The sequence below is a fragment of the Microbacterium sp. MMO-20 genome, assembly GCF_037147735.1.
In the GTDB taxonomy this organism is placed as follows: Bacteria; Actinomycetota; Actinomycetes; order Actinomycetales; family Microbacteriaceae; genus Microbacterium.
Map to the genome: position 1 here is coordinate 111,630 of NZ_JBBCUU010000007.1, position 22,934 is coordinate 134,563.

Below are 22,934 nucleotides of genomic sequence, written 5' to 3' on the forward strand. Positions count from 1 at the left end.
CCGACACACTCCGGAAACACGCCCGCGACTAGGCTCACTGCATGGGCGATCTGTTCGACGGCTACGGCTCCACGCTGGCGCCGCGCAAGACGGTGTCGGGCGTTCCCGCGTTCGACGAGATGTTCGAGCATCCCGTGCGTGCGGGCGAGGCGGCTCCGTCCCGGGCAGCGTATCGAGAGCTCTATCAGGCGCTCGCGCAGCTCACGCAGGAAGAGCTGCGCGGCCGCACCGAATCGCTCGCGAGCTCGTATCTTGCGCAGGGCGTGACGTTCGACTTCGCGGGCGAGGAGCGGCCATTCCCCCTGGACGCCGTGCCCCGCGTCATCGACTTCGACGAGTGGTCGCGCGTCGAGGCGGGCGTCAAGCAGCGCGTGCGCGCGCTCGAGGCGTTCCTCGACGACGCCTACGGTCACCAGTACTGCGTGCGTGACGGCGTGCTCCCGGCCGCTCTCATCGCATCGTCGCAGTATTTCTATCGGCAGGCGGCCGGCATCCACTCCGCCAACGGCGTGCGCATCCAGGTCGCCGGCATCGACCTGATCCGCGACGAACACGGTGAGATGCGCGTGCTCGAAGACAACGTGCGCGTGCCGTCGGGCGTCAGCTACGTGATCTCGAACCGACGCGTCATGGCGCAGACGCTGCCCGAGCTCTTCCACTCGATGCGGGTGCAGCCGGTCGGCGACTACCCGAACAAGCTGCTGCACGCCCTGCGCAACTCGGCCCCTCCCGGCGTCGAAGACCCGAACGTCGTGGTTCTCACGCCCGGCGTCTACAACTCGGCCTATTTCGAGCACACGCTGCTCGCCCGCCTCATGGGCGTCGAACTCGTCGAGGGGCGCGACCTGCAGTGCCTGGGCGGCAAGGTGTTCATGCGCACGACGCGCGGTCCCAAGCGGGTGGATGTCATCTACCGTCGCGTCGACGACGACTTCATCGATCCGCTGCAGTTCCGCGCCGACTCGATGCTCGGCGCGCCCGGACTCATGCTCGCCGCACGGCTGGGCAACGTCACGATCGCGAACGCGGTGGGAAACGGCGTCGCCGACGACAAGCTGCTCTACACGTACGTCCCGGATCTCATCCGGTACTACCTCTCCGAGGAACCGCTGCTCGGCAACGTCGACACCTGGCGCCTCGAAGAGCCGGCTGCGCTCGAAGAGGTGCTGGACCGGCTGCACGAGCTCGTCGTCAAGCCCGTCGACGGCTCCGGCGGCAAGGGGCTCGTCGTCGGACCGGATGCCTCGCCCGCCGAACTCGAGAAGCTGCGGAAGAAGCTCATCAAGGATCCGCGAGGGTGGATCGCCCAGCCCGTGGTCATGCTCTCAACCATCCCGACCCTCGTCGAGGACGGCATGCGTCCCCGGCACGCCGACCTGCGTCCCTTCGCCGTCAACAGCGGCGACGACATCTGGGTGCTGCCGGGCGGCCTCACCCGGGTCGCCCTGCCGGAGGGACAGCTCGTCGTGAACTCGTCGCAGGGCGGCGGCTCGAAGGACACCTGGATCGTCGGCGGCGACGCACCGCAGCGGAGCGTCCGGGGTCCGCACGAGCCGGGAGGACTTGCGGGCCTGGTCGCCGACCAGGCATCCGTCACGCAGGCGATTCCGATCATCTACGACGCGCAGGCCTCGCCCGACCAGGCACCCCGTGACGCCGGTCCGCTCTCGGAGCAGCAGGAGCAGCAGCAGCAGTCGGGGGTGACGGCATGCTGAGCCGCATCGCGGAGAGCCTGTTCTGGATCGGGCGCTACATCGAGCGCGCGGACGGCACTGCGCGCATCCTCGACGTGCACCTGCAGCTGCTTCTCGAGGACCCCTGGATCGACGAGGACACCGCCTGCCGTTCGCTCATGGGAGTGATGGGCTCGTTCCCGCCGCCCGCGGACGTCGAGGTCACGCGCGGTGACGTGCTGACGAGCCTCGCCGTCGATCGGACGAACCCGTCGAGCATCGCTTACGCCCTGCAGTCTGCCCGCGAGAACGCGCGCCGCGCGCGAGAGATCGTCTCGACGGAGATCTGGGAGACGCTCAACACGACGTACTCGCGGATGCCGCGGCGCATCAACAACGAGAAGGCGCACGAGTTCTTCCAGTGGGTGCGCGAGCGCTCCGCACTCGCGATCGGCGTGACGGACTCGTCGACGAGCCGGGACGAGGCATGGCAGTTCCTGACGCTCGGCCGCGCGATCGAGCGCACCGACATGACGGCGCGTCTGCTCGCGACGCGGGCGCTCACCGAGGCATCCGGTCCCTCGTGGACGACCATCCTGCGCTCCTGCGGCGCCTACGAGGCGTACCTGCGGACGTATCGCGGGATGCCGAGTGCCGCCAACGCCGCCGAGTTCCTGCTGCTCGACCGGCTGTTCCCGCGGTCGGTGATCCACTCGATCACGGTCGCCGAGAACTGCATGAGCGCGATCGATCCGGTTGCCGACCGGGTCGGGCACTCGAACACCGTGCTGCGGGCGCTCGGGCGCATCCGCAACGACCTGGAGTACCGCCCGATCGAGGAGATCCTCGCGGAGCTGCCGGAGCACATGGAGCAGGTGCAGAAGGTGACGCGGCAGGCGTCGGAGGCGATCCGCGACCGGTTCTTCCCGACGCACGCCGAGCCCAGCTGGATCGGAGAGACCTCATGACCCTTCGCCAGACAGCCGGCTCATCGCAGGGCGTCCGCCGACTGCGCATCGAGCACGCGACCGGATTCACGTATCCAGGAGACGTCGGGGCGTCCTACAACGAGGCGCGCATGCTGCCGGGGTCGACGGATGCGCAGTTCGTGCTGAGTTCGCAGCTCGACATCGAGCCGTCCACGAGCGTCAACTACTACACCGACTACTTCGGCACGCGCGTCGCCGCGTTCGACGTGCTCGCGGGCCACAGCGCGCTCGACATCACATCGCGCTCGCTCGTCGAGGTGCGGCCCCGGCCGATCGAGTTCGTCGACATCCCGTGGGATCGTCTCGAGCGCGAGGCGGGGCGGGCGGTCGCGACGATCGAGATGCTCGGGCAGTCCGCGCGCACCGCGCCGCACCCCGACGTCGCAGACATCGCGCGCTCGATCGCCTCGCAGCACGCCGATCCGGGGCGGGCGGCTCTCGCGATCGCCGCGGCCATCGGCGACGCCGTGGAATACATGCCGGGCGTCACGGGCGTGCATTCGACGGCTGCGGAGGCGTGGGTCGAGCGCAAGGGCGTCTGCCAGGACATCACCCACATCACGCTGGGGGCCCTGCGCGAGGTCGGCATCCCGGCGCGGTACGTCTCCGGATACCTGCACCCGAACCCGCACCCCGAGGTCGGCGTGCCGGTGACGGGAGAGTCGCACGCGTGGGTCGAGTGGTTCGGCGGCGAATGGCAGGGCTACGACCCGACCAACGGCACCGAGATCGGCGACCGGCATGTGCTCGTGGGGCGCGGTCGTGATTACAACGACGTGCCGCCCTTGCGCGGCGTCTACGCCGGGCCTGTGAAGGGCGAACTCCACGTGCGGGTCACGATCACCAGCGAGGTATAGCCCGTCCGGCGTGGGTGGGTGAGAGCGGATGTCAGCGCACGAGCTCGCGCGCTTGGCGCAGGATCGGCTCGTCGATCATGCGCCCCTCGAAGCGGAAGACCCCGCTCTGGCGGGTCGCCTCGTCGAGGAGGCGTTCGGCCCACGCCCGCTCCTCGGCGGTCGGGGCGTAGGCGCCCCGGATCACGGCGACCTGCGAGGGGTGGATGCACGCCGTCGCCTGGAAGCCGGAGGCCGCGGCATCTTCCGCCTCGGCGCGGAGCCCGTCGACGTCGGCGATGTCGATGTGCACCGCGTCGATCGCAGCCTTCCCGTGGGCACGGGCGTGCAGGAGGACCGTCGAGCGGGCGTACCGTGCGGCATCGCGATAGTGCCCGTCGGCGAACCGGCTCGTGCGCCCCGCCATGCTCGCGATGAGGTCCTCTGCGCCCCACATCATGCCGATGACGGCGGGGTGGGCCGCGATCTGGGCGGCGTTGACGACGCCCAGCGCCGTCTCGCACAGGGCGACCACCCCGAAGGTGCCGGCGGAGGCCAGGGCGTCGAGCTGCGCGGTGCCCTCGGCTTTGGCCAGCATGAGGGTCGTGTACGGCGTCCGGCGGATGGCCTCGAGGTCGCGCGCGAACTCCTCGGTCGGGGCGGGGTTGACCCGCACGATCGTTCTCGTGGGATCGAGGGATGCCGCGTCGGCCGCCGCGACGAGGGCGTCGCGCGCGCGCGGCTTGTCGGCGGGGGAGACCGCATCTTCGAGATCGACGATCACGGTGTCGGCGGCGGCCGCCGCCTTCGCATAGCGCTCCGGCCGGTCGCCTGGGCAGAACAGCAGTGCGGGCCCGACGATGGCAGTGGTCACGAGGCATCCTCCCCTGAGGCGGGAAGACACCGCATGAGGGTCGTGCGGGTCGCTTCGGCGACGACCTCACCGCGCTGGTTCCGCATCGTGTGCGCGAACTCGACGATGCCCTGCCCCGGCCGCGACGACGACGGGCGCTTGCCGGCGATGAGCGTCTCGGCGTAGAGCGTGTCGCCGACGCGGACGGGTGCGGGGAAGCGCACCGATTCGAACCCGAGGTTCGCGACGATCGTGCCCTGGGTGAGCTGGGCGACGGAGAGGCCGACCATCGTCGAGAGCGTGAACATGGAGTTGACGAGGCGCTCGCCGAACTCCGTCTCCGCCGACCACGCGGCATCCAGGTGCAGCGACTGCGTGTTCATCGTCAGCGTCGTGAAAAGCACGTTGTCGGCCTCGGTGACGGTACGGCCGGGCGCGTGGACGTAGACGGCAGCCTCCTCGAACTCTTCGAAGTAGAGCCCGCGCTGCGTGATCCTCCGGGGTTCCTGCTCGTCGCTCATGCGTCCTCCACCTCGATCCGCGCCACGACCCCGCCGCGCGCCACCTGGTCGCCCACCGCGACGTCGAGTCTCACGGTACCGGCGACCGCGGCGCGCAGCACGTGCTCCATCTTCATCGCCTCCACGGCGACGATGGCGTCGCCTACCTCGACCCGAGCGCCATCGTCGACGGAGACCATGACGACCGTCCCGGGGAGAGGCGAGACGAGTGTCGGGGAGGCGTCGGATGCCGCATCCGCTCCGTACGAGGCGTGTCGTTCACGCACGTGCACCGCTTCGCCGTCGCCGGGCAGCCAGATCCCGCCGGGCACCGGCGCGAACGGGAAAGACCGCGTCAGATTCTCGATGCTCACGGTTGCCCGAGCGCCCTCGACCGCGACCGTCGCGGTCTGCGCGTCGCCGTCGCCGACAGCGACGCGCAACTCGGTTCCGGACGACGATGCCCATACCCGCACGCGCTCACCGGCGCCGCCGGCCTCGAGGTCGAAGACGCTCGGCGCCGCGGATCCGAGTCGCCAACCGTCGGCGCGTGTCCACGGTCCCGTCGCGACGGGGGCCGCATCGGTCGCGTTCCGGGTGCGCATCAGCAGCGCCGCCTCCGCGAAGACGCGCTCGGGAATCTCGGGGAGGGCGAGGTCGTCGAAGACGCGTGCGATGAGGCCGGTGTCGAGGTCTCCGGCGACGACCTCCGGCCTTTCGAGGAGCAGCCGCAGGAAGGTGAGATTCGTCTCGAAACCGAAGATCGCGGTGTTCTCCAGCGCCGTGACAAGACGCCGCCGTGCTTCCTCGCGGTCGGGCCCCCACGCGATGATCTTCGCGAGCATCGGGTCGTAATCGGTCGAGACGTCCACGCCGTCCTCGAGCGAGGTGTCGACCCGGATCCCGGTGCCAGAGGGGTGTACGACCCGCTCCACGTGGCCGCCTGTCGGCAGGAATCCCGCCCGAGGATCCTCGGCGTAGACCCGAACCTCGATCGCGTGGCCTGTCAGGGTGACGTCCTCCTGCGTGAACGGCAGGGGCTCGCCCGCGGCGATGCGCAGCTGCAGCTCGACGAGGTCGACGCCCGTGACGAGCTCCGTGACAGGATGCTCGACCTGCAGGCGCGTGTTCATCTCCATGAAGAAGAACTCGTCCGGTGCATCACCGGGAACGATGAACTCGACGGTCCCCGCGCCGACATAGCCGACACTTCGGGCCGTCTCGCAGGCCGCCGCGCCGATGCGTGCGCGGGTGGTCTCATCGAGCAGCGGCGAGGGCGCTTCCTCGACGACCTTCTGGTGCCGCCGCTGCAGCGAGCACTCGCGCTCGCCGAGGTGCACGACGTTCCCGTGCGTATCGGCGATGATCTGCACCTCGATGTGCCGAGGGCTGGTGACGTACCGCTCGAGAAAGAGCGTGTCGTCGCCGAAGGATGCCGCGGCTTCCCGCCGCGCCGCCGCAACGGCGGCGGCGATGTCTGCGTCGCGCTCGACGACGTGCATGCCTTTGCCGCCGCCGCCCGCGGAGGGCTTGATCAGCACGGGGAAGCCGACTCCCGCGGCGCCCGCGATCAGCTCCTCGTCGGTGAGGCCGGGCCGTGCGAGCCCGGGCACCGTGGGCACGCCCCGGGCCTCGACTGTCTGCTTGGCGGAGATCTTGTCGCCCATGATCTCGATCGCCTCGGCGCTCGGGCCGATGAACACGATCCCCGCGTCGGCGCACGCACGTGCGAACTCCGCGTTCTCGGCGAGGAAGCCGAACCCCGGGTGGATCGCGTCGGCGCGCGTGCGACGCGCGGCATCCAGCACCCGCTCGATCGACAGGTAGCTCTGCGCAGCCGCAGCGGGCCCGAGCCGCACGGCTTCGTCGGCGAGGCGCACGTGCACGGCGCCGGCGTCGGCGTCGCTGTAGACCGCGACCGAGCGGATGCCGACGCTGCGGAGTGTGCGGATGATGCGCACCGCGATCTCGCCGCGGTTGGCGATGAGGACCTTCGTGATGACGGGAGTGTCGATCGTGGTCATGGGGATCACATCCGGAAGACGCCGTAGCCGGCATCGGGCATCGGGGCGCGCGAGACGACGTCGAGCGCGAGGCCGAGGACGTCGCGGGTCTGCGCGGGTTCGATCACGCCGTCATCCCACAGGCGCGAAGTGGAGTAGTAGGGGCTGCCCTGGCGTTCGTACTGATCGCGGATGGGCTGCTCGAATGCTGCCCTCTCTTCGTCGGTCCAGGGGGTCCCCGCGGCATCCAGCTGTTCCGCGCGCACCGTGGAGAGGACGGATGCCGCTTGCGGGCCGCCCATCACCGACACGCGCGCTCCCGGCCACAGCCACAGGAACCGTGGCGAATAGGCCCGTCCGCACATGGAGTAGGTGCCCGCGCCGAACGAGCCGCCGACGACGACCGTGAGCTTCGGCACGCGGGCGCAGGCGACGGCGTTGACCATCTTGGCGCCGTGCTTGGCGATGCCGCCGTGCTCGTACTCGCGCCCGACCATGAAGCCCGTGATGTTCTGCAGGAACAGCAGGGGGATGCCGCGCTGGTCGCACAGCTCGATGAAGTGCGCCCCCTTCATCGCCGACTCGGCGAAGAGGACGCCGTTGTTCGCGACGATGCCGACGGGATGCCCGTGGATGTGCGCGAATCCGGTGACGAGGGTCTCGCCGTACTCGCGCTTGAACTCGTCGAAGCGACTGCCGTCGACGAGACGCACGATGATCTCGCGGGCGTCGTACGGGGTTGTGAGCTCGACGGGGACGACGTCGTAGAGCGAATCGGGATCGTGCAGCGGTGGGTCGGCGGGGCCGAGGTCGTACGGCAGCGGGGCGGGTCGGGGCACGGTCGCCACGATGCTCCGCATGATCTCGAGGGCGTGGTGATCGTTCTCGGCCAGGTGGTCGGTGACGCCCGAGATGCGGGAGTGCGTCACTCCGCCGCCGAGTTCCTCGGCGCTGACGATCTCACCGGTGGCGGCCTTGACGAGGGGCGGGCCGCCGAGGAAGATCGTGCCCTGGTTGCGCACGATGACGGTTTCGTCGCTCATCGCGGGAACATATGCCCCGCCGGCTGTGGACGACCCCATGACGGCGGCGATCTGCGCGATGCCGTCGCGCGACAGCCGCGCCTGGTTGTAGAAGATGCGCCCGAAATGGTCACGATCGGGGAAGACCTCGTCCTGCATCGGCAGGAACGCCCCGCCGGAGTCGACGAGGTAGAGGCACGGCAGTCGGTTCTCCCCGGCAACCTCTTGCGCACGCAGGTGCTTCTTGACGGTCAGGGGATGATACGTGCCGCCCTTGACGGTCGCGTCGTTGGCGACGACCATCACGTGGCGCCCCTCCACGAGGCCGATTCCGGCGATGACCCCGGCGGCGGGCCAATCGTCGCCGAGGTCGCACGCCGCGAGCGGTGCAAGCTCGAGGAAGGGCGAGCCGCGGTCGAGTAGCGCGTCGATGCGGTCGCGGGCGAGCAGCTTGCCGCGCGCGATGTGGCGTGCGCGGGATGCCTCCCACCGTGGGTTGTCCGGACCTGGCTGCACGGCGTGCGCCCGATGTGTGCGCAGCTCGGTGACGAGCGTGCGATAGCCCTCGGGTCGAGAGTCGGACAACGGCATCCTCGATTCGGTTATGAATCATTAACTGGAACGAGGATAGCGCGCGCCGAGAGAGGAGTCCACCGTTCCGATGCGGCGGGAGGGTACCGCGTGCGCGAACTCCCGTCCAGATGTCACCTTCGACGTGCGCTCACCCGACGGCCGCGCGAGAATATCCGCATGAGTACGTCTGAGGGCCGCCCGGGGTCCTACTGGTACGCCGACGACGATGCGCGTTCGACCTCCGTCATGGAGGCGATGCGCTCCTACCGTGCCGCCGAGGTCGCCATGCGCCGGCGGACGCAGCAGTCGATGGACATGGGCGAGAACGAGCTCCTCGTCCTGCGCTTCCTTGCTCGCGCCCAGCAGAGGGACGAGCGCGTCACGCCCGTCACCATCAGCCGCTACCTCGGCATCACGTCCGCATCGACGACGGCGCTCCTAGACCGCCTGGAGAAGACTGGGCACATCACCCGTACGCCCAACCCCGACGACCGTCGCAGCGTCCTCATCGCGTCGAGCCAGAAGTCGGAGACCGAGGTCCGCCACACTCTCGGGGCCATGCACGAGCGGATGATGGGGGTCGTGCGCAAGATGAGTGCCGATGAGCGCGCGACGGTCATCGCGTTCCTCGATGACATGCGCGAGGCCGTCGACACGATCGACGCCTGAGCGGGTCGCTCAGGCGAGTCGATCAGGCGTAGCTGCGCGCGCGGGAGCGGGCGACCTCGTCCGCCGCCGCCGCGACGGCATCGAGGAAGGTGACGATCGCCATCCGGTCGGGCTCGCTGAGCCCGGCGATCGCGGTGCCGATTCTCCGGTCGTACGCGTCGACCACGTCGGCGACCTCGCTGACGGCGCGCTCCGTGGGGGCGACGAGAATGCTCCGTCGGTCAGTCGGGTGGGTGCGTCGCTCGACGTTTCCCTGACGCTCGAGGCGGTCGATCAGGGCCGTCGTCGAAGCGGAGCTGATGCCGAGGTGTCGCGAGATATCGCTCGGCTTCACATCAACCCCGTCGCGTCGACGCGCGAGAAGAAGCTGCAGTATCCGCAGTTCGTTCTCGCCGAGAGACGTTGTTGCGCGCACGCGTTCGTGCATCTCGATGTCGGCTGCGCGATATCGAGAGAGTGCGCTTCTGACGTCGTGTGCGCTGGCCGAGCCGATCATGTTCCACCCCCTGAAGATCAGGTGACATCAATATAACTCAGATCAGACTTTGCTCGGTAGATATCTCGCTTGACTAACTACTTACCTTCGGAATAACCTAACGAGCAACCGACCTCGAGGAGTCATCATGGGCCGTCTGTACTACGGAAACACGTCCGAGCCGATCACCGTCGAGGACGGGGAGCTCGCGCACCTCAAGGTGGTCGCCACCGCGAAGCTGCGCCGGTCGGAGGGGTTCGCCGTGTCGTTCTCCTCCGCTGAGCATGGTCGGTCGACGCTGTGGGTGCACTGCGCGATCCCGCTCCGCTTCGACTTCGACAGCGCCGATCCGATTCGCCTGGACCCTGCGTACGTCAACGAGCTGGCGCAAGCGGCCGCCTCTTCGATGGGCATCGTCATCGATGTGGATGCCGCAGCGCGCGCGGAGCGGCCCGATCTGGCGGTCGTCGCGTGACCAGCGTTCTGCCGGCGCGCGGGCTCCTTCCCGCGCGCGTGACCTGGGCGCGGGTGGAGTCGGGGTTTCATGTGGCCTCGCGGGCGGGGGAGTACGTCGGCTACGCGGAGCGCACGCGCGACGGCCATTTCGTGGGATTCGACGGTCGTTCGACCCCTGTCGGCAGGTACCCGACGCTGGCGGCGGCGCAGCGAGCCGTCGAGACCGCCCCGGCTGCGTCTGAACCCATGATGTCTCCGCGCGCGGAGGCGGGCTTCCACCTCGCTGCGGCGATCAGCGGGATGGTCGCGCTCGGGGCATTCGTCACCGCAGTGCTGACGCTGCCCGTGCTCTGATCCGGGTCAGTCCTGCGACGTCGTCGCAGAAGCCATCGCCTGCTCCGTGCGCTCCTGCAGGTAGCCGCAGATGTCGGAGACGACGGCAAGATCGGCGGAGAGTCGCGCGACACCCTCGGCATCCAGGTCGAAGGCATCCGCGCGGGGTTCGAACGTCACGAGCCAGCGCGGCCCGCGATCATCGACCAGGGGCTGGATGTAGGTCACCGTGGACGCGTTGCGCAATGAGATGACGACCAGTCCCGAGTCGGGTCCGGGAGTGAAATCCTTCTCGAGGACGCTGACCACGTTCGAGACCGTGGGGTGCTCGACGATGTAGTCGTCCACCCACCCTTGCACGGTGGCCCTGCTGCGGTACGGCATCAGTCTTCTCCTTATTTCTGCCCCGGCCGACGGGACTGCGGAGCGCGTGGCGCCGTAACACCATTATGCCTGCTCCCCGCATCGCCGCCGGGCCGGCTCTGGATACGATGTTCGGCATGGACGGCGCAGTTGCGCGCTCACACGCGGGCGAGGATGCCGGCGGGAACGAGCGCATCGAGTGGTCAGCCGGCGCGTGGACGACCCCGCCGGCCGCCGCGACCGTCGACGGTGCGGCGCTGCGCGTGATCGCGAAGGAAGGGAGCGACGCCTGGCGACAGACGGCGTACGGGTTCGTGCACGATACCGAGCATGCGCTCCTCACCGCGTTCGACGTCGGTGACGCGATGGAGGTCTCCTTCGCCGCCGACTTCTCCTCACAGTTCGACCAGGCAGGCATCTTCGTCCGTGAGAGCGCGGAGCGGTGGATCAAGGCGGGAGTCGAATGGGCCGACGGCGTGCTCGGGGTGGGCGCTGTCGTCACCGACGGACTGTCGGATTGGTCGGTAGGCGCGGTGCCGGAGTGGTCCGGTCACCGGCTGCGGGTTCGGGTGAGCCGGCTCCGCGATGCGCTCGTCGTGCGCGCAGGCATCGAGGGCGAAGCGCTGCGCCTCGTCCGTGTGGCCCCATTCCCCGCGGATGCGCGAGCCTCGGCGGGTCCATTCGTCTGTGCTCCGACCCGGGCGGGGCTCGAGGTCGTGTTCCTTGAGTGGGTGCGCACCTCGGCGGATGCCTCGCTCCACTGAACTTCTCCGGCAGGGGCCGGAAGGCGAAGCCGCCTGGTCGCGGTTCGCGATTCCACGTCGGCGGCTGACGGCGCCGCGGTCAGAACCTGGACAGGGCGCTCACGCCCGCCGCGTACGGTCGGTCGCGACCTCGGGCACGTCCATCTCGGGGAGGCGGATCGGCGTCGTACCGGCGACCTCGTCGCTGAATTCCTCCGGAGCGACCGCCCCGATGATCCCGATAGGGCGTGTCTCGTCGAGGGTGAGGGCGAAGCGCCGGGTCTCGTGGCGGTGCAGCCGCCCCGACACGAGCAGCCAGCCGAATCCGATCGCGAACGCGACGAACGCGGCCGCCCCGCCGAGGAGGATCGCGGCCCTCGGGCCGAACGTGTCGGCCATCCAGCCCACGATCGGCGCACCGATCGGGGTCCCGCCCATGAGGATCGCCATGTACAGGGCGAGCACGCGCCCGCGGAGCGCCGGATCGGTCGTCGTCTGCACGTACCCGTTCGCGGTCGTCATCGTCGTCACCACGGCGAAGCCCGTGAACATGAGAGTCACGGCATACAGCGCATAGGTGGGCATGAAGGCGCTCACTCCGGCGGCGACGGCGAACAGCCCCGTTCCGACGATCACCATGCGGATGCGCGCGCGCTCGCGGCGCGCTGCCAGAAGAGCGCCGGTCAGCGATCCGATGGCGAGAACGGAGGAGAGCAGGCCGTAGCCGTCGGCATCCTTCCCGAATTCGATCGCCATCGTGGAGGCGAAGATCGGGAAGTTCATGCCGAACGCACCGAGCAGGAACACCATCGCGAACGTCACCATGAGGTCGGGCCGCCGCCGCACGTAGCGGAAACCGTCGGCGAGCCGCGCGGCTCCCGGGGCCTTGACGCGCGGGATGAGCTCGTTCCGGCGGATGAGCAGGAGCGCGACGATCATGGCGAGGAACGTCGCGGCGTTGACGAGAAAGACCCATCCCGTTCCCACCGCGACGATCATGATGCCCGCGACGGCCGGACCGATCATGCGGGCGCTGTTGAACGATGCCGCGTTCAATGCGACAGCGTTCGATGCGTTCTCGCGGGCGACGAGGTCGGACACGAACGCCTGACGCGCCGGATTGTCGAACGCGGCGACCATGCCGAGAAGGAACGCGAACAGGTACATGAGCGGCAGCGTCATCACACCGGAGAGGATGAGGATGCCGATGAGCGCGCCGATCGCCATGAGCAGGGACTGCGTCACGAAGAGCAGGTGTCGCCGGTCGAACCGGTCGGCGACCCAGCCGGTGATGCCCACGAGCAGGAGTGGTGGGGCGAACTGCAGTGCCATCGTGATGCCCATGGCGCCCGCGTCGTTGTCGGTCAGTTGCGTCAGCACGACCCAGCTGAGTGCCGTGCCCTGCATCCACTGCCCGACGTTGGAGACGAGCGCGCCGATGAACCAGACGCGGTAGTTGAAGACCGAGAAGGAGCGGAACATCGCACTCATCGGGCCGCGACCTCTCGCATGATCGCCGCGGCGGCGTGCAAAGTGGCGCGTTGCGCGTCGGTCAGCTCGGCGAGCGCCTGTTCGAGCCAGGAGTCGCGGCGGCGAACGGTCTCGGCGACGACGCCGCGCCCCGCGTCGGTGAGGGCGATGTTGACCTTGCGTCGGTCGGTCTCATCGGGTGTGCGCGAGAGATAGCCCGACTCTTCCAGGCAGTTGACCGTGCGGTTCATCGACGGCGCCGAGACGCGCTCGCGGTCGGCGAGCTCACCGAGAGTGTGCGGTCCGTGGCTCGAGAGCGCCGCCAGCACGGCGAACTGCCCGTCGCTCATGGTGTCGACGGCGCGCTGCGAACGCAGGCGCCGCGCGAGGCGGAACGTCGCCATGCGGAAATCGGATGCCTCGGTCGCGGGGTCTGCGGAGGTGTGTTGAGGATCCATACTTTTCCTTAGCATAGCTCATTAGCCTTGCTAAGTAAAAGCGCCGTCGAGATTGGCGATCGAGCTCTGAAAGACGAGCACACGGTTCTGGACGAGGCCTCCAGACACAGTCCGTTTGACGTGTCAGGAGCTCCCATGGTCACCTTCCACCCCCACGACCGTGGAGATCGGACGGTCGACGATCGGCACGTCATGGACCCGCACTACGCCGAGCTGTCCGCTGTGGTGGCGCGGGCCGAAGCGAACCGGGCGGAGATGTCCCGGCTGCATGCGGAGCGCGCGGAGGTGTGCGCGGCGGCCCTCGACCTCGTGGCCCTGCGGGTCGCACAACGCGCCGCGGCGCGCCCGGGCGGGGGGTTCGGCGACACGGTCCCGCTGCGCGAAGTGCTCACCGAACTCGCCGCGGCGCTGCACGTCACCGAGCGCACCGTCTCTACCTGGCTCGGCGATGGCGCCGCCCTCGTCGGCACCTATCCCGCCACGTTGGCGGCGTTGCGGGAAGGGCGGGTCGACGAACGCCACGCGTCCGCGATCATCGACGCAGGGATGCCTCTGACCCCCGAGAATCGGGAAGCATATGAACAGGCGGTGCTCCCGATCGCGGAGACCGACACCGCCCCCGCCGTCCGCGACTACGCTCGCGCGATCGCCACACGTTTCCAACCCGACGTCGTCGCCGCGAACCACCGTCGCGCCCTCGAGGAGCGACGCGTACGCACCTACGACCTCGACGACGGCCTCAGCAGACTTCTCCTCGACGCCCCCACTGCTCTGATCCACGGCATCTATGCACGCCTCACCATGATGGGCATCACCCAGGGTGAGATCGACGCCGATCTTGCTGCCGCGTCCGGTCCCACCGAGGCCGGACCTGCCGACGCAGAGCGCGACCCTGAAGATGCGTCCGAGGACCGAGACGAGACAGCCGAACCGGACGAGCGAAGCCTCGACCAGCGCCGCGCGGACATCATGTGCGATCTCCTCCTCACCGCGACCCCCACCGCGCCCGGCGACACCGGGCCCGGTGCGATCCGGGCGACCGTGAACATCACCATCCCGGTCCTCACCCTCACCGGCCAGGGCGATGAACCCGCCCTCCTCGATGGGATCACCCCCATCGACACCGACACCGCCCGCGCTCTCGCCGGAACGGCCCCCTGTTGGCACCGCGTCATGACCCACCCGATCACCGCAGAGCCTCTCCACGTCGACACCTACCGGCCCAGCACGAGCCTGCGTCGCCTCATCACCGCCCGCGACCAGCACTGCCGCTGGCCGGGATGCCGCCGACCCGCGCACCGCGCCGACATCGACCACACGATCGCGTTCGAACACGGTGGAAGAACACGTCCTGACAACCTCGAAATGCTCTGCCGCAGCCATCACACCGTGAAACACGCGTCGCCGTGGACCATCACTCATCGCGGCGGCGGAACCCTCGAGTTCACGTCCCCGACCGGACGAAAACACCGGAACGACGCGCCACCCGTCATCCTCGCCGCGGCCACAACCCCGACCGTTCCACCGTCCTGGGCGCGCTACCCCGCCGCCGCGCGAGAACCAGACGACGTCCCACCCTTCTGATCCGCCCCGCCAGTGGGAGGTTCAGTCGCTGTCGTGTCACATCCGATCGGCGACGATCTCGGCCTTGAAGCCGGCAGAGTTCTCCACCCGTCCCGCGTCGTGATCGGGGCCGCCGGCGTGCGGGTACCGGTCGCGCCCGCCTGCGGAGAACGTCAGGTCGTCAACCCACACCTCGACGTGATGAAGACCTGCCACTTCTCACACCTCCGCTTCGACCCGCTCACGCCGCGATGCGCGCCCCAGCGGGATCGTGGCGAGCAGACCGATCGCGAGGAAGCCGGCGGCGGTGAACGCCGACAGCCGTGTGCCGTCCGAGAAGGCCGCCTTGGCGTCGGCTGCGGCATCCGCCGTCTGCGGGTTCTGCTCGAGCCCCGCGATTGCGGCGCCGGCGCTGTCGACGACCGCCGACACGATCTGATCGCGCTCGGACGCCGGTACCCCGCGGTCGTCCAGGGACGACGACAGGATGCCGGCCGTCGACGAGAACAGCACCGTCCCGAGGATCGCGATGCCGAGCGCGGAGCCGACCTGCCGGGCCGTGGACTGCGTGCCCGAGCCCTGACCCGACAGCTGCACCGGAACGTCTTGGAGGATCACGCCGGTGAGCTGCGCGGTAGCGAGCCCGACGCCGAAGCCGTAGACGAACAGCGCCGGCAGCAGCCACCCCCACGCCGCGTCAGGCCCGACGACGAGTCCCACCCACGCGATGCCGACGATCTCGGCCACGAGGCCCAGACGCACGATCAGCACGGGGCTGACCTTGCCGCTGGATGCCCCGGCGAATCCGCTCGCGACGAAAGATCCCACCGCAAGGGCGATCAGCACGAGGCCCGTCTGCAGCGCGTCGAAACCCAGCACGAACTGCAGCCAGATCGGCAGCGACAGGATGATGCCGAACTCGCCGAGCGCCACGACGAGCGCCGCGAGGTTGCCGCTGCGGAACGTCGAGATCGAGAAAAGTTTCGGGTCGAGAAGGGTCGCTCTGCCCGCGCGCGAGCGATGCCGGGCCCAGAGGACGAAGAGGACGAGGGCGACGATCGTCACCGCGAACGCGATCGGGACGGGGGAGATGCTCCACGGCCACGTCCAGGTTCCTAAGGTGAAGTCGCCGTCCACCTCCCACCACCCGAGCGTGCGCCCCTCGATGAGGCCGAAGACGAGCGTGCCGAAGAGCAGCACGGACAGCACGGCGCCCACGACGTCGACTCGGCCTGCGGCATCTTCCCGCGACTCCGCCACGGTCAGCAGCACGCCCACGAAGATCAGGATGCCGAGGGGCACGTTGATCCCGAACGCCCACCGCCAGGAGAAGTCGGTCGTCAGCCACCCGCCCAGGAGCGGGCCCACGGCCGCCATGCCGCCGATCGTGGACCCCCAGACAGCGAACGCGATACCGCGTTCCCGCCCGCGGAACGTGGCGTTCAGCAGCGAGAGGGTGCTCGGCAGCATCATCGCCCCGCCGACGCCCTGGACGAGCCGTGCGGCGATGAGGAGGTCGCCCGAACCCGCCAGACCGGCGGCCACCGAGGCGCCCGCGAACAGCACGACGCCGGTCAGCAGGATGCGACGGCGTCCGAACCGGTCGGCGAGCGACCCGAACAGCAGCAGCATCGACGCGAACACGAGCGTGTACGCCTCCTGCACCCACTGCACCTGGGTCGAGGAGATCCCGAGGTCTTCGACGATCGCGGGGACGGCGACGTTGACGATCGTCGAGTCCACGATGATGAGCGCAACGGCGAGGCTGATGAAGACGAGGCCGATCCATCGGCGAGACGAGAGGTCCTTCATAAATCGCTAGCTTAGCTAGCTAAATGCTCTGATGTAAGAGGATGCGTGTGCGGACGCCGCCGTCACTAGACTCGCGCCATGTCTGCCTCCACCGAGCGTGCGTTCACCGACGGATACGGTGTCCGCATCGTCTTCGACCACTACCCGGCGGCGACGGAGCCGCGTGCCGTCGTGCAGCTCTTGCACGGGGTCGGCGAGCACGCGGGGCGCTACGCGCACCTCATCGCCGAACTCGTCTCCCAGGGCTACATCGTCTACGCCGACGACCATCGCGGTCACGGGCGCACGGGACTCGGCCAGCACGACGGCGACCACCGCCGCCTCGGCAAGCTGGGCCGCGGCGGTCTGCGCGCCGCGAAGGAAGCGTGCTGGCAGCTCACCGAGCTCATCCGCAGCGAGAACCCCGACCTTCCGCTCGTGCTCATCGGCCACTCCTGGGGGTCGTTCCTCGCGCAGATGCTCCTCGACGAGCACGCGGATGCGTACGACGCCGTCGTCCTCAGCGGGTCGGCACTGCGCCGTCCGGGTTCGCTCAACGCGGGCGACCTCAACGCGCCGTGGAAGGGCCCGGGCGCGATGGGCACCGAGTGGCTCTCATCCGATCTCTCCGTCGGTCGCGCGTTCCTCGACGATCCGTTGACGACGAGCGACTCGGTGCTGAAGCTCTTCGGACCGATCGACGGCCTGCGGCTCTTCGGCGCTCCCTCGAAGAACCTCCCGCGCGATGTTCCGGTGCTGCTCATGGTCGGGCGCGACGACACGGTCGGCGGGCCGCGCAGCGTCCATCGCCTCGCCGATGCCTACCGCACGCGCTCCGGACTCACCGACGTGACGACGCTCGTCTACCCCGGCGCGCGACACGAGATCTTCAACGACGTCTCGCGAGACGAGGTCGTCAGCGACCTCGTCACCTGGTTGGACGCACGGGTGCCCGCTCGCGCGTGACCCGCGCCTAGGCTGGAATCATGCACGGTGAGTACAAGGTTCCGGGCGGAAAGCTCGTCGTCGTCGATCTCGAGACGCAGGACGGCCGCATCGCCGACTTCCATCTGGCCGGCGATTTCTTCCTCGAACCCGACGACGCCCTGCAGGACATCGACGCCGCCGTCACCGGGCTGCCGGTGGAGACGGATGCCGCGGGTATCGCCGCGGCCGTCCGCGCCGCCCTCCCCGAGGGAGCGCAGCTGCTCGGTTTCACGCCGGAGTCGGTCGGCACCGCCGTCCGTCGCGCTCTCGTCACAGCTCCCGGGTGGAAGGACTTCACGTGGGAGATCGTGCATGAGAAGGCGGTCTCGCCGCGCATGAATCTCGCGCTCGACGAGGTGCTCACGGGCCGGGTCGGTGCGGGGCTGCGCAACCCCACCTTGCGGATCTGGGAGTGGAACGAATCCGCCGTTGTGATCGGCTCGTTCCAGTCGTATCGCAATGAAGTCGACCCCGAGGGGGCCGCTCGCCACGGCTATGACGTCGTGCGGCGCATCTCCGGCGGCGGCGCGATGATGATGGGTGCGGGATCGATCGTCACGTACTCCCTGTACGTCCCGGCATCCCTCGTCGCGGGAATGACCTTCGCCGACTCTTACGCGTTCCTCGACGACTGGGTGCTGCAGGCGCTGCGCTCACTGGGCGTGGATGCCACGTATCAACCGCTCAATGACATCGCCTCCTCGAAGGGCAAGATCGGCGGCGCGGCACAGAAGCGGCTCGCCGGCGGTGGCGTGCTGCATCACGCGACGATGTCCTACGACATGGACGGTCAGGTCATGACCGAGGTGCTGCGCATCGGTCGTGAGAAGCTCAGCGACAAGGGCACCACCTCCGCCGCGAAACGCGTCGATCCTCTCCGCTCGCAGACGGGGCTCCCGCGCGAGGCGATCATCGAGCGACTCAAGGACACCTTCGCGAACCTCTACGGCGCACAGCCCGGTCATATCACCGAAGGGGAATATGCCGAGGCGGAGGCGCTCGTGGCATCCAAGTTCGCCACAGACGCCTGGCTGCACCGGGTTCCGTGACGCAGGGTTCCGTGACCGTCGAGGTCATCCACGGCGACAACCTCGTCGTCGCGCGGTCGCTGCCGGACGCCGGCTTCCCGCTCATCTACCTCGATCCCCCGTTCAACACCGGGCGCACGCGCACGCGCACCGACGGCGTCGAACCGCGGGCGGGCGACCGCGCCACCCAGAGCGGGTTTCGCGGCACCGGATACGCGCGCCATCGCGACGGCGCGCGCGTCTACGCCGACCGCTTCGACGACTACGGTGCGTTCCTCGAGCCCCGGCTGCGCGAGGCGCGGCGCCTGCTGACCGAGGACGGAACCCTCTACCTGCACCTCGACTATCGCGAAGCGCACTACGCCAAAGTCCTCCTCGACGAGATCTTCGGCCGTGAGTGCTTTCTCAACGAACTCATCTGGGCATATGACTACGGTGCGAAGTCGAAGCGGCGCTGGCCGACCAAGCACGACACGATCCTGGTCTATGTGAAGGACCCCGAGCGGTACTGGTTCGACTCCGATGCCGTCGACCGCGAGCCCTACATGGCGCCCGGGCTCGTCACCGCGGAGAAGGCCGAGCGCGGCAAACTCCCCACCGACGTGTGGTGGCACACGATCGTGCCGACCGCAGGTGCCGAGCGGACGGGCTACCCCACGCAGAAGCCGGAGGGCGTCGTTCGGCGCATCGTCCAGGCATCCAGCCGCCCCGGCGATCGCGTGCTCGACCTCTTCGCCGGCAGCGGCACGACCGGCGCGGTCGCCCACGCGCTGGGGCGGAGCGCGCTGCTCGTCGACGACAGCGCTGAGGCGATCGCGGTCATGCGTCGACGGATGCCGCATGCGCACGTCTCCTGTGTACCCTGATTCCCGAACAGCGTTCGGAATTGCGATGCGAGGGAGCAGCGGCATATGGTCGACGATCTGATCGAGGTGTCAGCCCCCGCAGGGGCGGTGCGCGGACAGTGGCGCAGGGTGAGGCGGACCGTATCGCGGCCGACGTGCACCGGCGCCTGATGCCAGGCGGCGATGTACGGCGTCGGGGTGTCGTAGAGCGCGTCGATGCCGCGCAGCAGCCACAGGTAGAAGGGTGCGAGTTCGTCGCGCTCGGCATCCGTCAAACCGGCGAAGTCGGGCACGTGACGGTGCGGCAGGACGTGCAGCTCGATCGGCCAGCGGGCGGCGAATGGCACGAACGCCGTGAAGTGCTCGCCCCGCAGGACGACGCGCGGCCGCGGTCGACGCGTGCCCGAGACGTCGCCGTCGTCGGCTTCGACGATGTCGCGGATGCCGCCGACTATCGCCCGCCGCTCACGACACTCCGGACTCCGCAAGATGTCACGAACTCCGCAGCCGATCCCGTGGTCGGCTGCGGAGTTCGTGTCATTCTGCGGAGTACGTGCCCCAGCGTCGCGGGCATCCCCGGCCCACCCTGAACTGGAGCGGACTCAGCCGGCGGCGCGGCGCGCCTCCCAGCCGGTGCGCACCATCTCATCCACGGTGTAGCGGTTCTGCCAGTCGAGGTCCCGCGCGGCGAGCTCGCCGGTCGCGACGATGCGGTCGGGGTCGCCGGCGCGGCGCGGACCGATGACGGGCGTGAAGGGGATGCCGGTGACCCGGGCCATGGCATCCATGATCTCCTTCACGCTGAGGCCGTTCTGCGAACCCAGGTTGTACGCCGGCTCGACGGTCGCGCCCGACTCGAGGCGCTGCGCGGCGACGACGTGGGCGGCGGCGATGTCGCCGACGTGGACGTAATCGCGGACGTTCGTGCCGTCGGCGGTGTCGTAGTCGTCGCCGTTGATCTGCGGGGTCTCGCCGGCGAGGAGCTTCTCGAACACGATCGGGAAGAGGTTGTGCGGGCTCGTGTCGTAGACGGTGGGATCGGCGGAGCCGACGACATTGAAGTACCGCAGCGACGTGTGCCGCAGGGGATTGTCGTCGGATGCCGTCGCGATGCCCTGATCGCGCAGGAGCCACTCGCCGATGAGCTTCGACTCGCCATAAGGAGACGCGGGTCGCTTGGGCAGATCCTCGGTCACGAGCGGGACGTCGGAGGTGCCGTAGACGGCCGCGGAGGAGGAGAACACGATGTTGTGGACACCGGCATCCGCCATGGCGGCGAGGACGACGCGCGTGCCCTCGACGTTCTGCTCGTACGTGTGCAGGGGGCGCTGCACCGAGACGCCCGCGTACTTGAAGCCGGCGACGTGGATGACACCCGTGACCTCGTGAGCGCGAAGCGTCGCCGAGAGCAGCTCGCGGTCGAGGATCGTGCCGCGCACGAACGGCACGCCCTCGGGGACGAACCCCGCGTGCCCGCTCGAGAGGTCGTCGACGACGACGGGGGTGATACCCGCCGCCTGGAGTGCGCGCACCACGTGCGCCCCGATATAGCCGGCTCCGCCGGTCACAAGCCACGTCGTCATGTCATCCATCCTGCCCGATGCGCGCGGCGTGCCCGGCTGGACTGCGCGTCTCAGGCGCTGCCGAGCGCCTCCGCCACCACGGCGCGGGCCTCCGCCTGCACTTCTGCGAGGTGCTCGGGGCCGCGCAGCGACTCGGCGTAGAGCTTGTACACGTCCTCGGTGCCCGACGGGCGCGCCGCGAACCACGCGTGCTCGGTCTGCACCTTGAGGCCGCCGATCGCCGCTCCGTTGCCCGGCGCGTGCGAGAGCTTCGCCGTGATCGGCTCGCCCGCGAGCGCGGTCGCGGCGACGGCGTCGGGCGCGAGCTTCGAGAGCGCCGCTTTCTGCGCGGGGGTCGCGGGGGCATCCACACGCTGGTATGCCGACGCGCCGAACTCCGCTTCGAGCTCCGCATACCGCTGCGAGGGCGTCTTACCGGTGACGGCGAGGATCTCGGAGGCGAGAAGGCACAGCAGGATGCCGTCCTTGTCGGTCGTCCAGACGGTGCCGTCGAACCGCAGGAACGACGCGCCGGCCGACTCCTCGCCGCCGAACGCGACGGATCCGTCGAGCAGGCCGGGCACGAACCACTTGAAACCGACCGGGACCTCGAGAAGAGTGCGCCCGAGCGCCGCGGCGACGCGGTCGATGATCATCGAGGAGACGAGCGTCTTGCCGACGGCGGCGTCGGCGGACCAGTTCGGGCGGTGACCGTAGAGGTAGTCGATCGCGACGGCGAGGTAGTGGTTGGGATTCATGAGCCCGGCATCCGGAGTCACGATGCCGTGGCGGTCGGCATCGGCGTCGTTGCCGGTGAGGATGTCGTACTCGTGGCGCCGCGCGACGAGGGATGCCATCGCCGAGGGCGACGACGGATCCATGCGGATCTTCTCGTCCCAGTCGAGGGTCATGAACCGCCACGTCGGGTCGACCTCGGGGTTCACGACTGTGAGGTCCAGGCCGTAGCGCTCGCCGATGAGAGCCCAGTACTCGACCGACGCCCCGCCGAGCGGGTCGGCACCGATCCGCACACCGGCCTTCTTGATCGCCTCGACGTCGATGATGTTCGCAAGGTCGGCGACGTATCCCTCACGGAAGTCGTAGGACCCGATCGTGTCGGCGTCGATGTCGGCGAATCGCGTGCGGTGGACGCCGTCGAGCCCCGCTTCGATGAGGGCGTTGGCGCGATCGGCGATCCAGCCGGTCGCGTCGGTGTCGGCCGGGCCGCCGTGCGGCGGGTTGTACTTGAAGCCGCCGTCACGGGGCGGATTGTGCGACGGGGTCACGACGATGCCGTCCGCGCGCCCGGGATCGTCGGCAGCCCGCTCGCGGTTGTACGTGAGGATCGCGTGGCTGAGGGCAGGGGTCGGCACCCACGAGTCGCGGGAATCAGTGCGCACGTCGACGCCGTTCGCGACGAGCACCTCGATCGCGCTGCGCTCGGCGGGGAGGGAAAGTCCGTGGGTGTCGCGCCCGAGGAACAGCGGTCCCGTGATGCCCTGCGCGGCGCGGTAGTCGACGATCGCCTGCGTCGTCGCGAGGATGTGGTCCTCGTTGAAGCTCGACGACAGGCTCGATCCGCGATGGCCGCTCGTACCGAATGCAACGCGTTGGGACGCGATCGCCGGGTCGGGCTTGCGATCGTAGTAGGCGGCGATCAGCTCATCGATGTCGATGAGGTCGGAGGCTTCTGCGGGCTGTCCTGCGCGGCTCATGCCGACAGTCTGTCACTGCCGGCGCCGGCC

The 22,934-nt window shown here is 69.2% G+C and carries 22 protein-coding genes and 2 pseudogenes; 11 read left to right on the forward strand and 13 right to left on the reverse strand.

The features are described 5' to 3' along the window. Nucleotides 1-41: 41 nt before the first annotated feature. The 3 genes from WFI52_RS10455 to WFI52_RS10465 are packed head-to-tail and all read left to right on the forward strand — an operon-like array spanning nucleotide 42 to nucleotide 3,519. Entirely contained in the window at nucleotides 42-1,715 is a 1,674-nt protein-coding gene (locus WFI52_RS10455; RefSeq protein WP_336626367.1) for a circularly permuted type 2 ATP-grasp protein, read from the forward strand. Continuing rightward, nucleotides 1,709-2,641, forward strand: coding sequence for an alpha-E domain-containing protein (locus tag WFI52_RS10460; RefSeq protein WP_336626366.1), 933 nt, complete (start codon nucleotides 1,709-1,711; stop codon nucleotides 2,639-2,641). Before WFI52_RS10455 ends, WFI52_RS10460 begins: the two co-directional genes overlap by 7 nt. Further along, nucleotides 2,638-3,519 carry a transglutaminase family protein gene (locus tag WFI52_RS10465; protein ID WP_336626365.1) on the forward strand — a complete coding sequence of 294 codons (882 nt, stop codon included), beginning with the start codon at nucleotides 2,638-2,640 and terminating at the stop codon, nucleotides 3,517-3,519. Before WFI52_RS10460 ends, WFI52_RS10465 begins: the two co-directional genes overlap by 4 nt. A 31-nt stretch (nucleotides 3,520-3,550) precedes the next feature. Here the strand turns inward: WFI52_RS10465 and WFI52_RS10470 are convergent, their stop codons facing one another. From WFI52_RS10470 to WFI52_RS10485, 4 genes are read right to left on the reverse strand one after another with little or no spacing between them, the layout of a single operon-like run. Then, a complete protein-coding gene (locus WFI52_RS10470) occupies nucleotides 3,551-4,369 on the reverse strand; it encodes an HpcH/HpaI aldolase/citrate lyase family protein (RefSeq protein WP_336626364.1) in 819 nt (272 codons plus the stop codon). After that, entirely contained in the window at nucleotides 4,366-4,869 is a 504-nt protein-coding gene (locus WFI52_RS10475) for a MaoC family dehydratase (protein ID WP_336626363.1), read from the reverse strand. The genes WFI52_RS10470 and WFI52_RS10475 overlap by 4 nt, the downstream gene beginning before the upstream one ends. Further along, on the reverse strand, nucleotides 4,866-6,872 hold the full coding sequence (locus WFI52_RS10480; protein WP_336626362.1) for an acetyl/propionyl/methylcrotonyl-CoA carboxylase subunit alpha: 2,007 nt from the start codon (nucleotides 6,870-6,872) through the stop codon (nucleotides 4,866-4,868). Before WFI52_RS10480 ends, WFI52_RS10475 begins: the two co-directional genes overlap by 4 nt. 5 nt (nucleotides 6,873-6,877) lie before the next feature. Beyond that, nucleotides 6,878-8,458 carry a carboxyl transferase domain-containing protein gene (locus WFI52_RS10485; protein ID WP_442927744.1) on the reverse strand — a complete coding sequence of 527 codons (1,581 nt, stop codon included), beginning with the start codon at nucleotides 8,456-8,458 and terminating at the stop codon, nucleotides 6,878-6,880. A 165-nt stretch (nucleotides 8,459-8,623) separates the two neighbouring features. On the opposite strand from WFI52_RS10485, the gene WFI52_RS10490 reads away from it, so the two are divergent. After that, nucleotides 8,624-9,115 (forward strand): MarR family winged helix-turn-helix transcriptional regulator, encoded by a 492-nt coding sequence (locus WFI52_RS10490; protein ID WP_336626360.1) that lies wholly within the window; start codon nucleotides 8,624-8,626, stop codon nucleotides 9,113-9,115. 22 nt (nucleotides 9,116-9,137) lie between these two features. On the opposite strand, the gene WFI52_RS10495 is transcribed toward WFI52_RS10490, so the two are convergent. Next, a complete protein-coding gene (locus WFI52_RS10495; protein ID WP_336626359.1) occupies nucleotides 9,138-9,611 on the reverse strand; it encodes a MarR family transcriptional regulator in 474 nt (157 codons plus the stop codon). 127 nt (nucleotides 9,612-9,738) lie between these two features. Here WFI52_RS10495 and WFI52_RS10500 point away from each other — a divergent pair, with 127 nt between their 5' ends. Further along, a complete protein-coding gene (locus WFI52_RS10500) occupies nucleotides 9,739-10,065 on the forward strand; it encodes a DUF7882 family protein (protein ID WP_336626358.1) in 327 nt (108 codons plus the stop codon). Then, entirely contained in the window at nucleotides 10,062-10,400 is a 339-nt protein-coding gene (locus WFI52_RS10505; protein WP_336626357.1) for a peptide ABC transporter permease, read from the forward strand. The genes WFI52_RS10500 and WFI52_RS10505 overlap by 4 nt, the downstream gene beginning before the upstream one ends. Nucleotides 10,401-10,406: 6 nt before the next feature. Here WFI52_RS10505 and WFI52_RS10510 read toward each other — a convergent pair whose 3' ends face one another. After that, entirely contained in the window at nucleotides 10,407-10,763 is a 357-nt protein-coding gene (locus tag WFI52_RS10510) for a protein-L-isoaspartate carboxylmethyltransferase (RefSeq protein ID WP_336626356.1), read from the reverse strand. 116 nt (nucleotides 10,764-10,879) lie between these two features. Between WFI52_RS10510 and WFI52_RS10515 the strand changes: the two genes are divergently transcribed. Further along, a complete protein-coding gene (locus tag WFI52_RS10515) occupies nucleotides 10,880-11,506 on the forward strand; it encodes a DUF1349 domain-containing protein (RefSeq protein WP_336626355.1) in 627 nt (208 codons plus the stop codon). 99 nt (nucleotides 11,507-11,605) lie between these two features. On the opposite strand, the gene WFI52_RS10520 is transcribed toward WFI52_RS10515, so the two are convergent. Both WFI52_RS10520 and WFI52_RS10525 read right to left on the reverse strand, forming a co-directional pair. After that, nucleotides 11,606-12,976: an MFS transporter gene (locus WFI52_RS10520; RefSeq protein ID WP_336626354.1), complete on the reverse strand. Its 1,371-nt coding sequence runs from the start codon at nucleotides 12,974-12,976 to the stop codon at nucleotides 11,606-11,608. Beyond that, a complete protein-coding gene (locus WFI52_RS10525; RefSeq protein WP_336626353.1) occupies nucleotides 12,973-13,413 on the reverse strand; it encodes a MarR family winged helix-turn-helix transcriptional regulator in 441 nt (146 codons plus the stop codon). The genes WFI52_RS10520 and WFI52_RS10525 overlap by 4 nt, the downstream gene beginning before the upstream one ends. 135 nt (nucleotides 13,414-13,548) lie before the next feature. On the opposite strand from WFI52_RS10525, the gene WFI52_RS10530 reads away from it, so the two are divergent. Next, complete coding sequence (locus WFI52_RS10530; protein WP_336626352.1) at nucleotides 13,549-14,997, forward strand: HNH endonuclease signature motif containing protein; 1,449 nt, start codon at nucleotides 13,549-13,551, stop codon at nucleotides 14,995-14,997. 36 nt (nucleotides 14,998-15,033) lie between these two features. Here the strand turns inward: WFI52_RS10530 and WFI52_RS10535 are convergent. Further along, nucleotides 15,034-15,129, reverse strand: a pseudogene (locus WFI52_RS10535) (VOC family protein); the annotation flags it as partial. A gap of 66 nt (nucleotides 15,130-15,195) precedes the next feature. After that, on the reverse strand, nucleotides 15,196-16,788 hold the full coding sequence (locus WFI52_RS10540) for a DHA2 family efflux MFS transporter permease subunit (protein WP_336626351.1): 1,593 nt from the start codon (nucleotides 16,786-16,788) through the stop codon (nucleotides 15,196-15,198). Between the two features lie 78 nt (nucleotides 16,789-16,866). On the opposite strand from WFI52_RS10540, the gene WFI52_RS10545 reads away from it, so the two are divergent. From WFI52_RS10545 to WFI52_RS10555, 3 genes are read left to right on the forward strand one after another with little or no spacing between them, the layout of a single operon-like run. Further along, the gene (locus tag WFI52_RS10545) at nucleotides 16,867-17,733 is read left to right on the forward strand and encodes an alpha/beta hydrolase (protein WP_336626350.1); all 867 of its coding nucleotides are present in this window, start codon (nucleotides 16,867-16,869) and stop codon (nucleotides 17,731-17,733) included. 20 nt (nucleotides 17,734-17,753) lie between these two features. After that, the gene (locus WFI52_RS10550) at nucleotides 17,754-18,803 is read left to right on the forward strand and encodes a lipoate--protein ligase family protein (protein ID WP_336626349.1); all 1,050 of its coding nucleotides are present in this window, start codon (nucleotides 17,754-17,756) and stop codon (nucleotides 18,801-18,803) included. Between the two features lie 11 nt (nucleotides 18,804-18,814). After that, on the forward strand, nucleotides 18,815-19,648 hold the full coding sequence (locus WFI52_RS10555; protein WP_336637410.1) for a DNA-methyltransferase: 834 nt from the start codon (nucleotides 18,815-18,817) through the stop codon (nucleotides 19,646-19,648). A 101-nt stretch (nucleotides 19,649-19,749) separates the two neighbouring features. On the opposite strand, the pseudogene WFI52_RS10560 reads toward WFI52_RS10555, so the two are convergent. The 3 genes and pseudogenes from WFI52_RS10560 to pgm all read right to left on the reverse strand — a co-directional run. Continuing rightward, nucleotides 19,750-20,013 (reverse strand): annotated as a pseudogene (locus tag WFI52_RS10560) (galactose-1-phosphate uridylyltransferase); the annotation flags it as partial. Nucleotides 20,014-20,229: 216 nt separating this feature from the next. Next, complete coding sequence (gene galE, locus WFI52_RS10570) at nucleotides 20,230-21,210, reverse strand: UDP-glucose 4-epimerase GalE (RefSeq protein WP_442927746.1); 981 nt, start codon at nucleotides 21,208-21,210, stop codon at nucleotides 20,230-20,232. Between the two features lie 50 nt (nucleotides 21,211-21,260). After that, nucleotides 21,261-22,904 carry a phosphoglucomutase (alpha-D-glucose-1,6-bisphosphate-dependent) gene (pgm, locus tag WFI52_RS10575; RefSeq protein ID WP_336626346.1) on the reverse strand — a complete coding sequence of 548 codons (1,644 nt, stop codon included), beginning with the start codon at nucleotides 22,902-22,904 and terminating at the stop codon, nucleotides 21,261-21,263. Between the last annotated feature and the right edge of the window lie 30 nt (nucleotides 22,905-22,934).

Coding starts and splice junctions, on each gene's coding strand:
- WFI52_RS10455 (WP_336626367.1), top strand. CDS start 42: ATGGGCGATCTGTTCGACGGCTACGGCTCCACGCTGGCGCCGCGCAAG.
- WFI52_RS10460 (WP_336626366.1), top strand. CDS start 1,709: ATGCTGAGCCGCATCGCGGAGAGCCTGTTCTGGATCGGGCGCTACATC.
- WFI52_RS10465 (WP_336626365.1), top strand. CDS start 2,638: ATGACCCTTCGCCAGACAGCCGGCTCATCGCAGGGCGTCCGCCGACTG.
- WFI52_RS10475 (WP_336626363.1), bottom strand. CDS start 4,869: ATGAGCGACGAGCAGGAACCCCGGAGGATCACGCAGCGCGGGCTCTAC.
- WFI52_RS10480 (WP_336626362.1), bottom strand. CDS start 6,872: ATGACCACGATCGACACTCCCGTCATCACGAAGGTCCTCATCGCCAAC.
- WFI52_RS10490 (WP_336626360.1), top strand. CDS start 8,624: ATGAGTACGTCTGAGGGCCGCCCGGGGTCCTACTGGTACGCCGACGAC.
- WFI52_RS10495 (WP_336626359.1), bottom strand. CDS start 9,611: ATGATCGGCTCGGCCAGCGCACACGACGTCAGAAGCGCACTCTCTCGA.
- WFI52_RS10500 (WP_336626358.1), top strand. CDS start 9,739: ATGGGCCGTCTGTACTACGGAAACACGTCCGAGCCGATCACCGTCGAG.
- WFI52_RS10510 (WP_336626356.1), bottom strand. CDS start 10,763: ATGCCGTACCGCAGCAGGGCCACCGTGCAAGGGTGGGTGGACGACTAC.
- WFI52_RS10515 (WP_336626355.1), top strand. CDS start 10,880: ATGGACGGCGCAGTTGCGCGCTCACACGCGGGCGAGGATGCCGGCGGG.
- WFI52_RS10520 (WP_336626354.1), bottom strand. CDS start 12,976: ATGAGTGCGATGTTCCGCTCCTTCTCGGTCTTCAACTACCGCGTCTGG.
- WFI52_RS10525 (WP_336626353.1), bottom strand. CDS start 13,413: ATGGATCCTCAACACACCTCCGCAGACCCCGCGACCGAGGCATCCGAT.
- WFI52_RS10530 (WP_336626352.1), top strand. CDS start 13,549: ATGGTCACCTTCCACCCCCACGACCGTGGAGATCGGACGGTCGACGAT.
- WFI52_RS10540 (WP_336626351.1), bottom strand. CDS start 16,788: ATGAAGGACCTCTCGTCTCGCCGATGGATCGGCCTCGTCTTCATCAGC.
- WFI52_RS10545 (WP_336626350.1), top strand. CDS start 16,867: ATGTCTGCCTCCACCGAGCGTGCGTTCACCGACGGATACGGTGTCCGC.
- WFI52_RS10550 (WP_336626349.1), top strand. CDS start 17,754: ATGCACGGTGAGTACAAGGTTCCGGGCGGAAAGCTCGTCGTCGTCGAT.
- galE (WP_442927746.1), bottom strand. CDS start 21,210: ATGACGACGTGGCTTGTGACCGGCGGAGCCGGCTATATCGGGGCGCAC.
- pgm (WP_336626346.1), bottom strand. CDS start 22,904: ATGAGCCGCGCAGGACAGCCCGCAGAAGCCTCCGACCTCATCGACATC.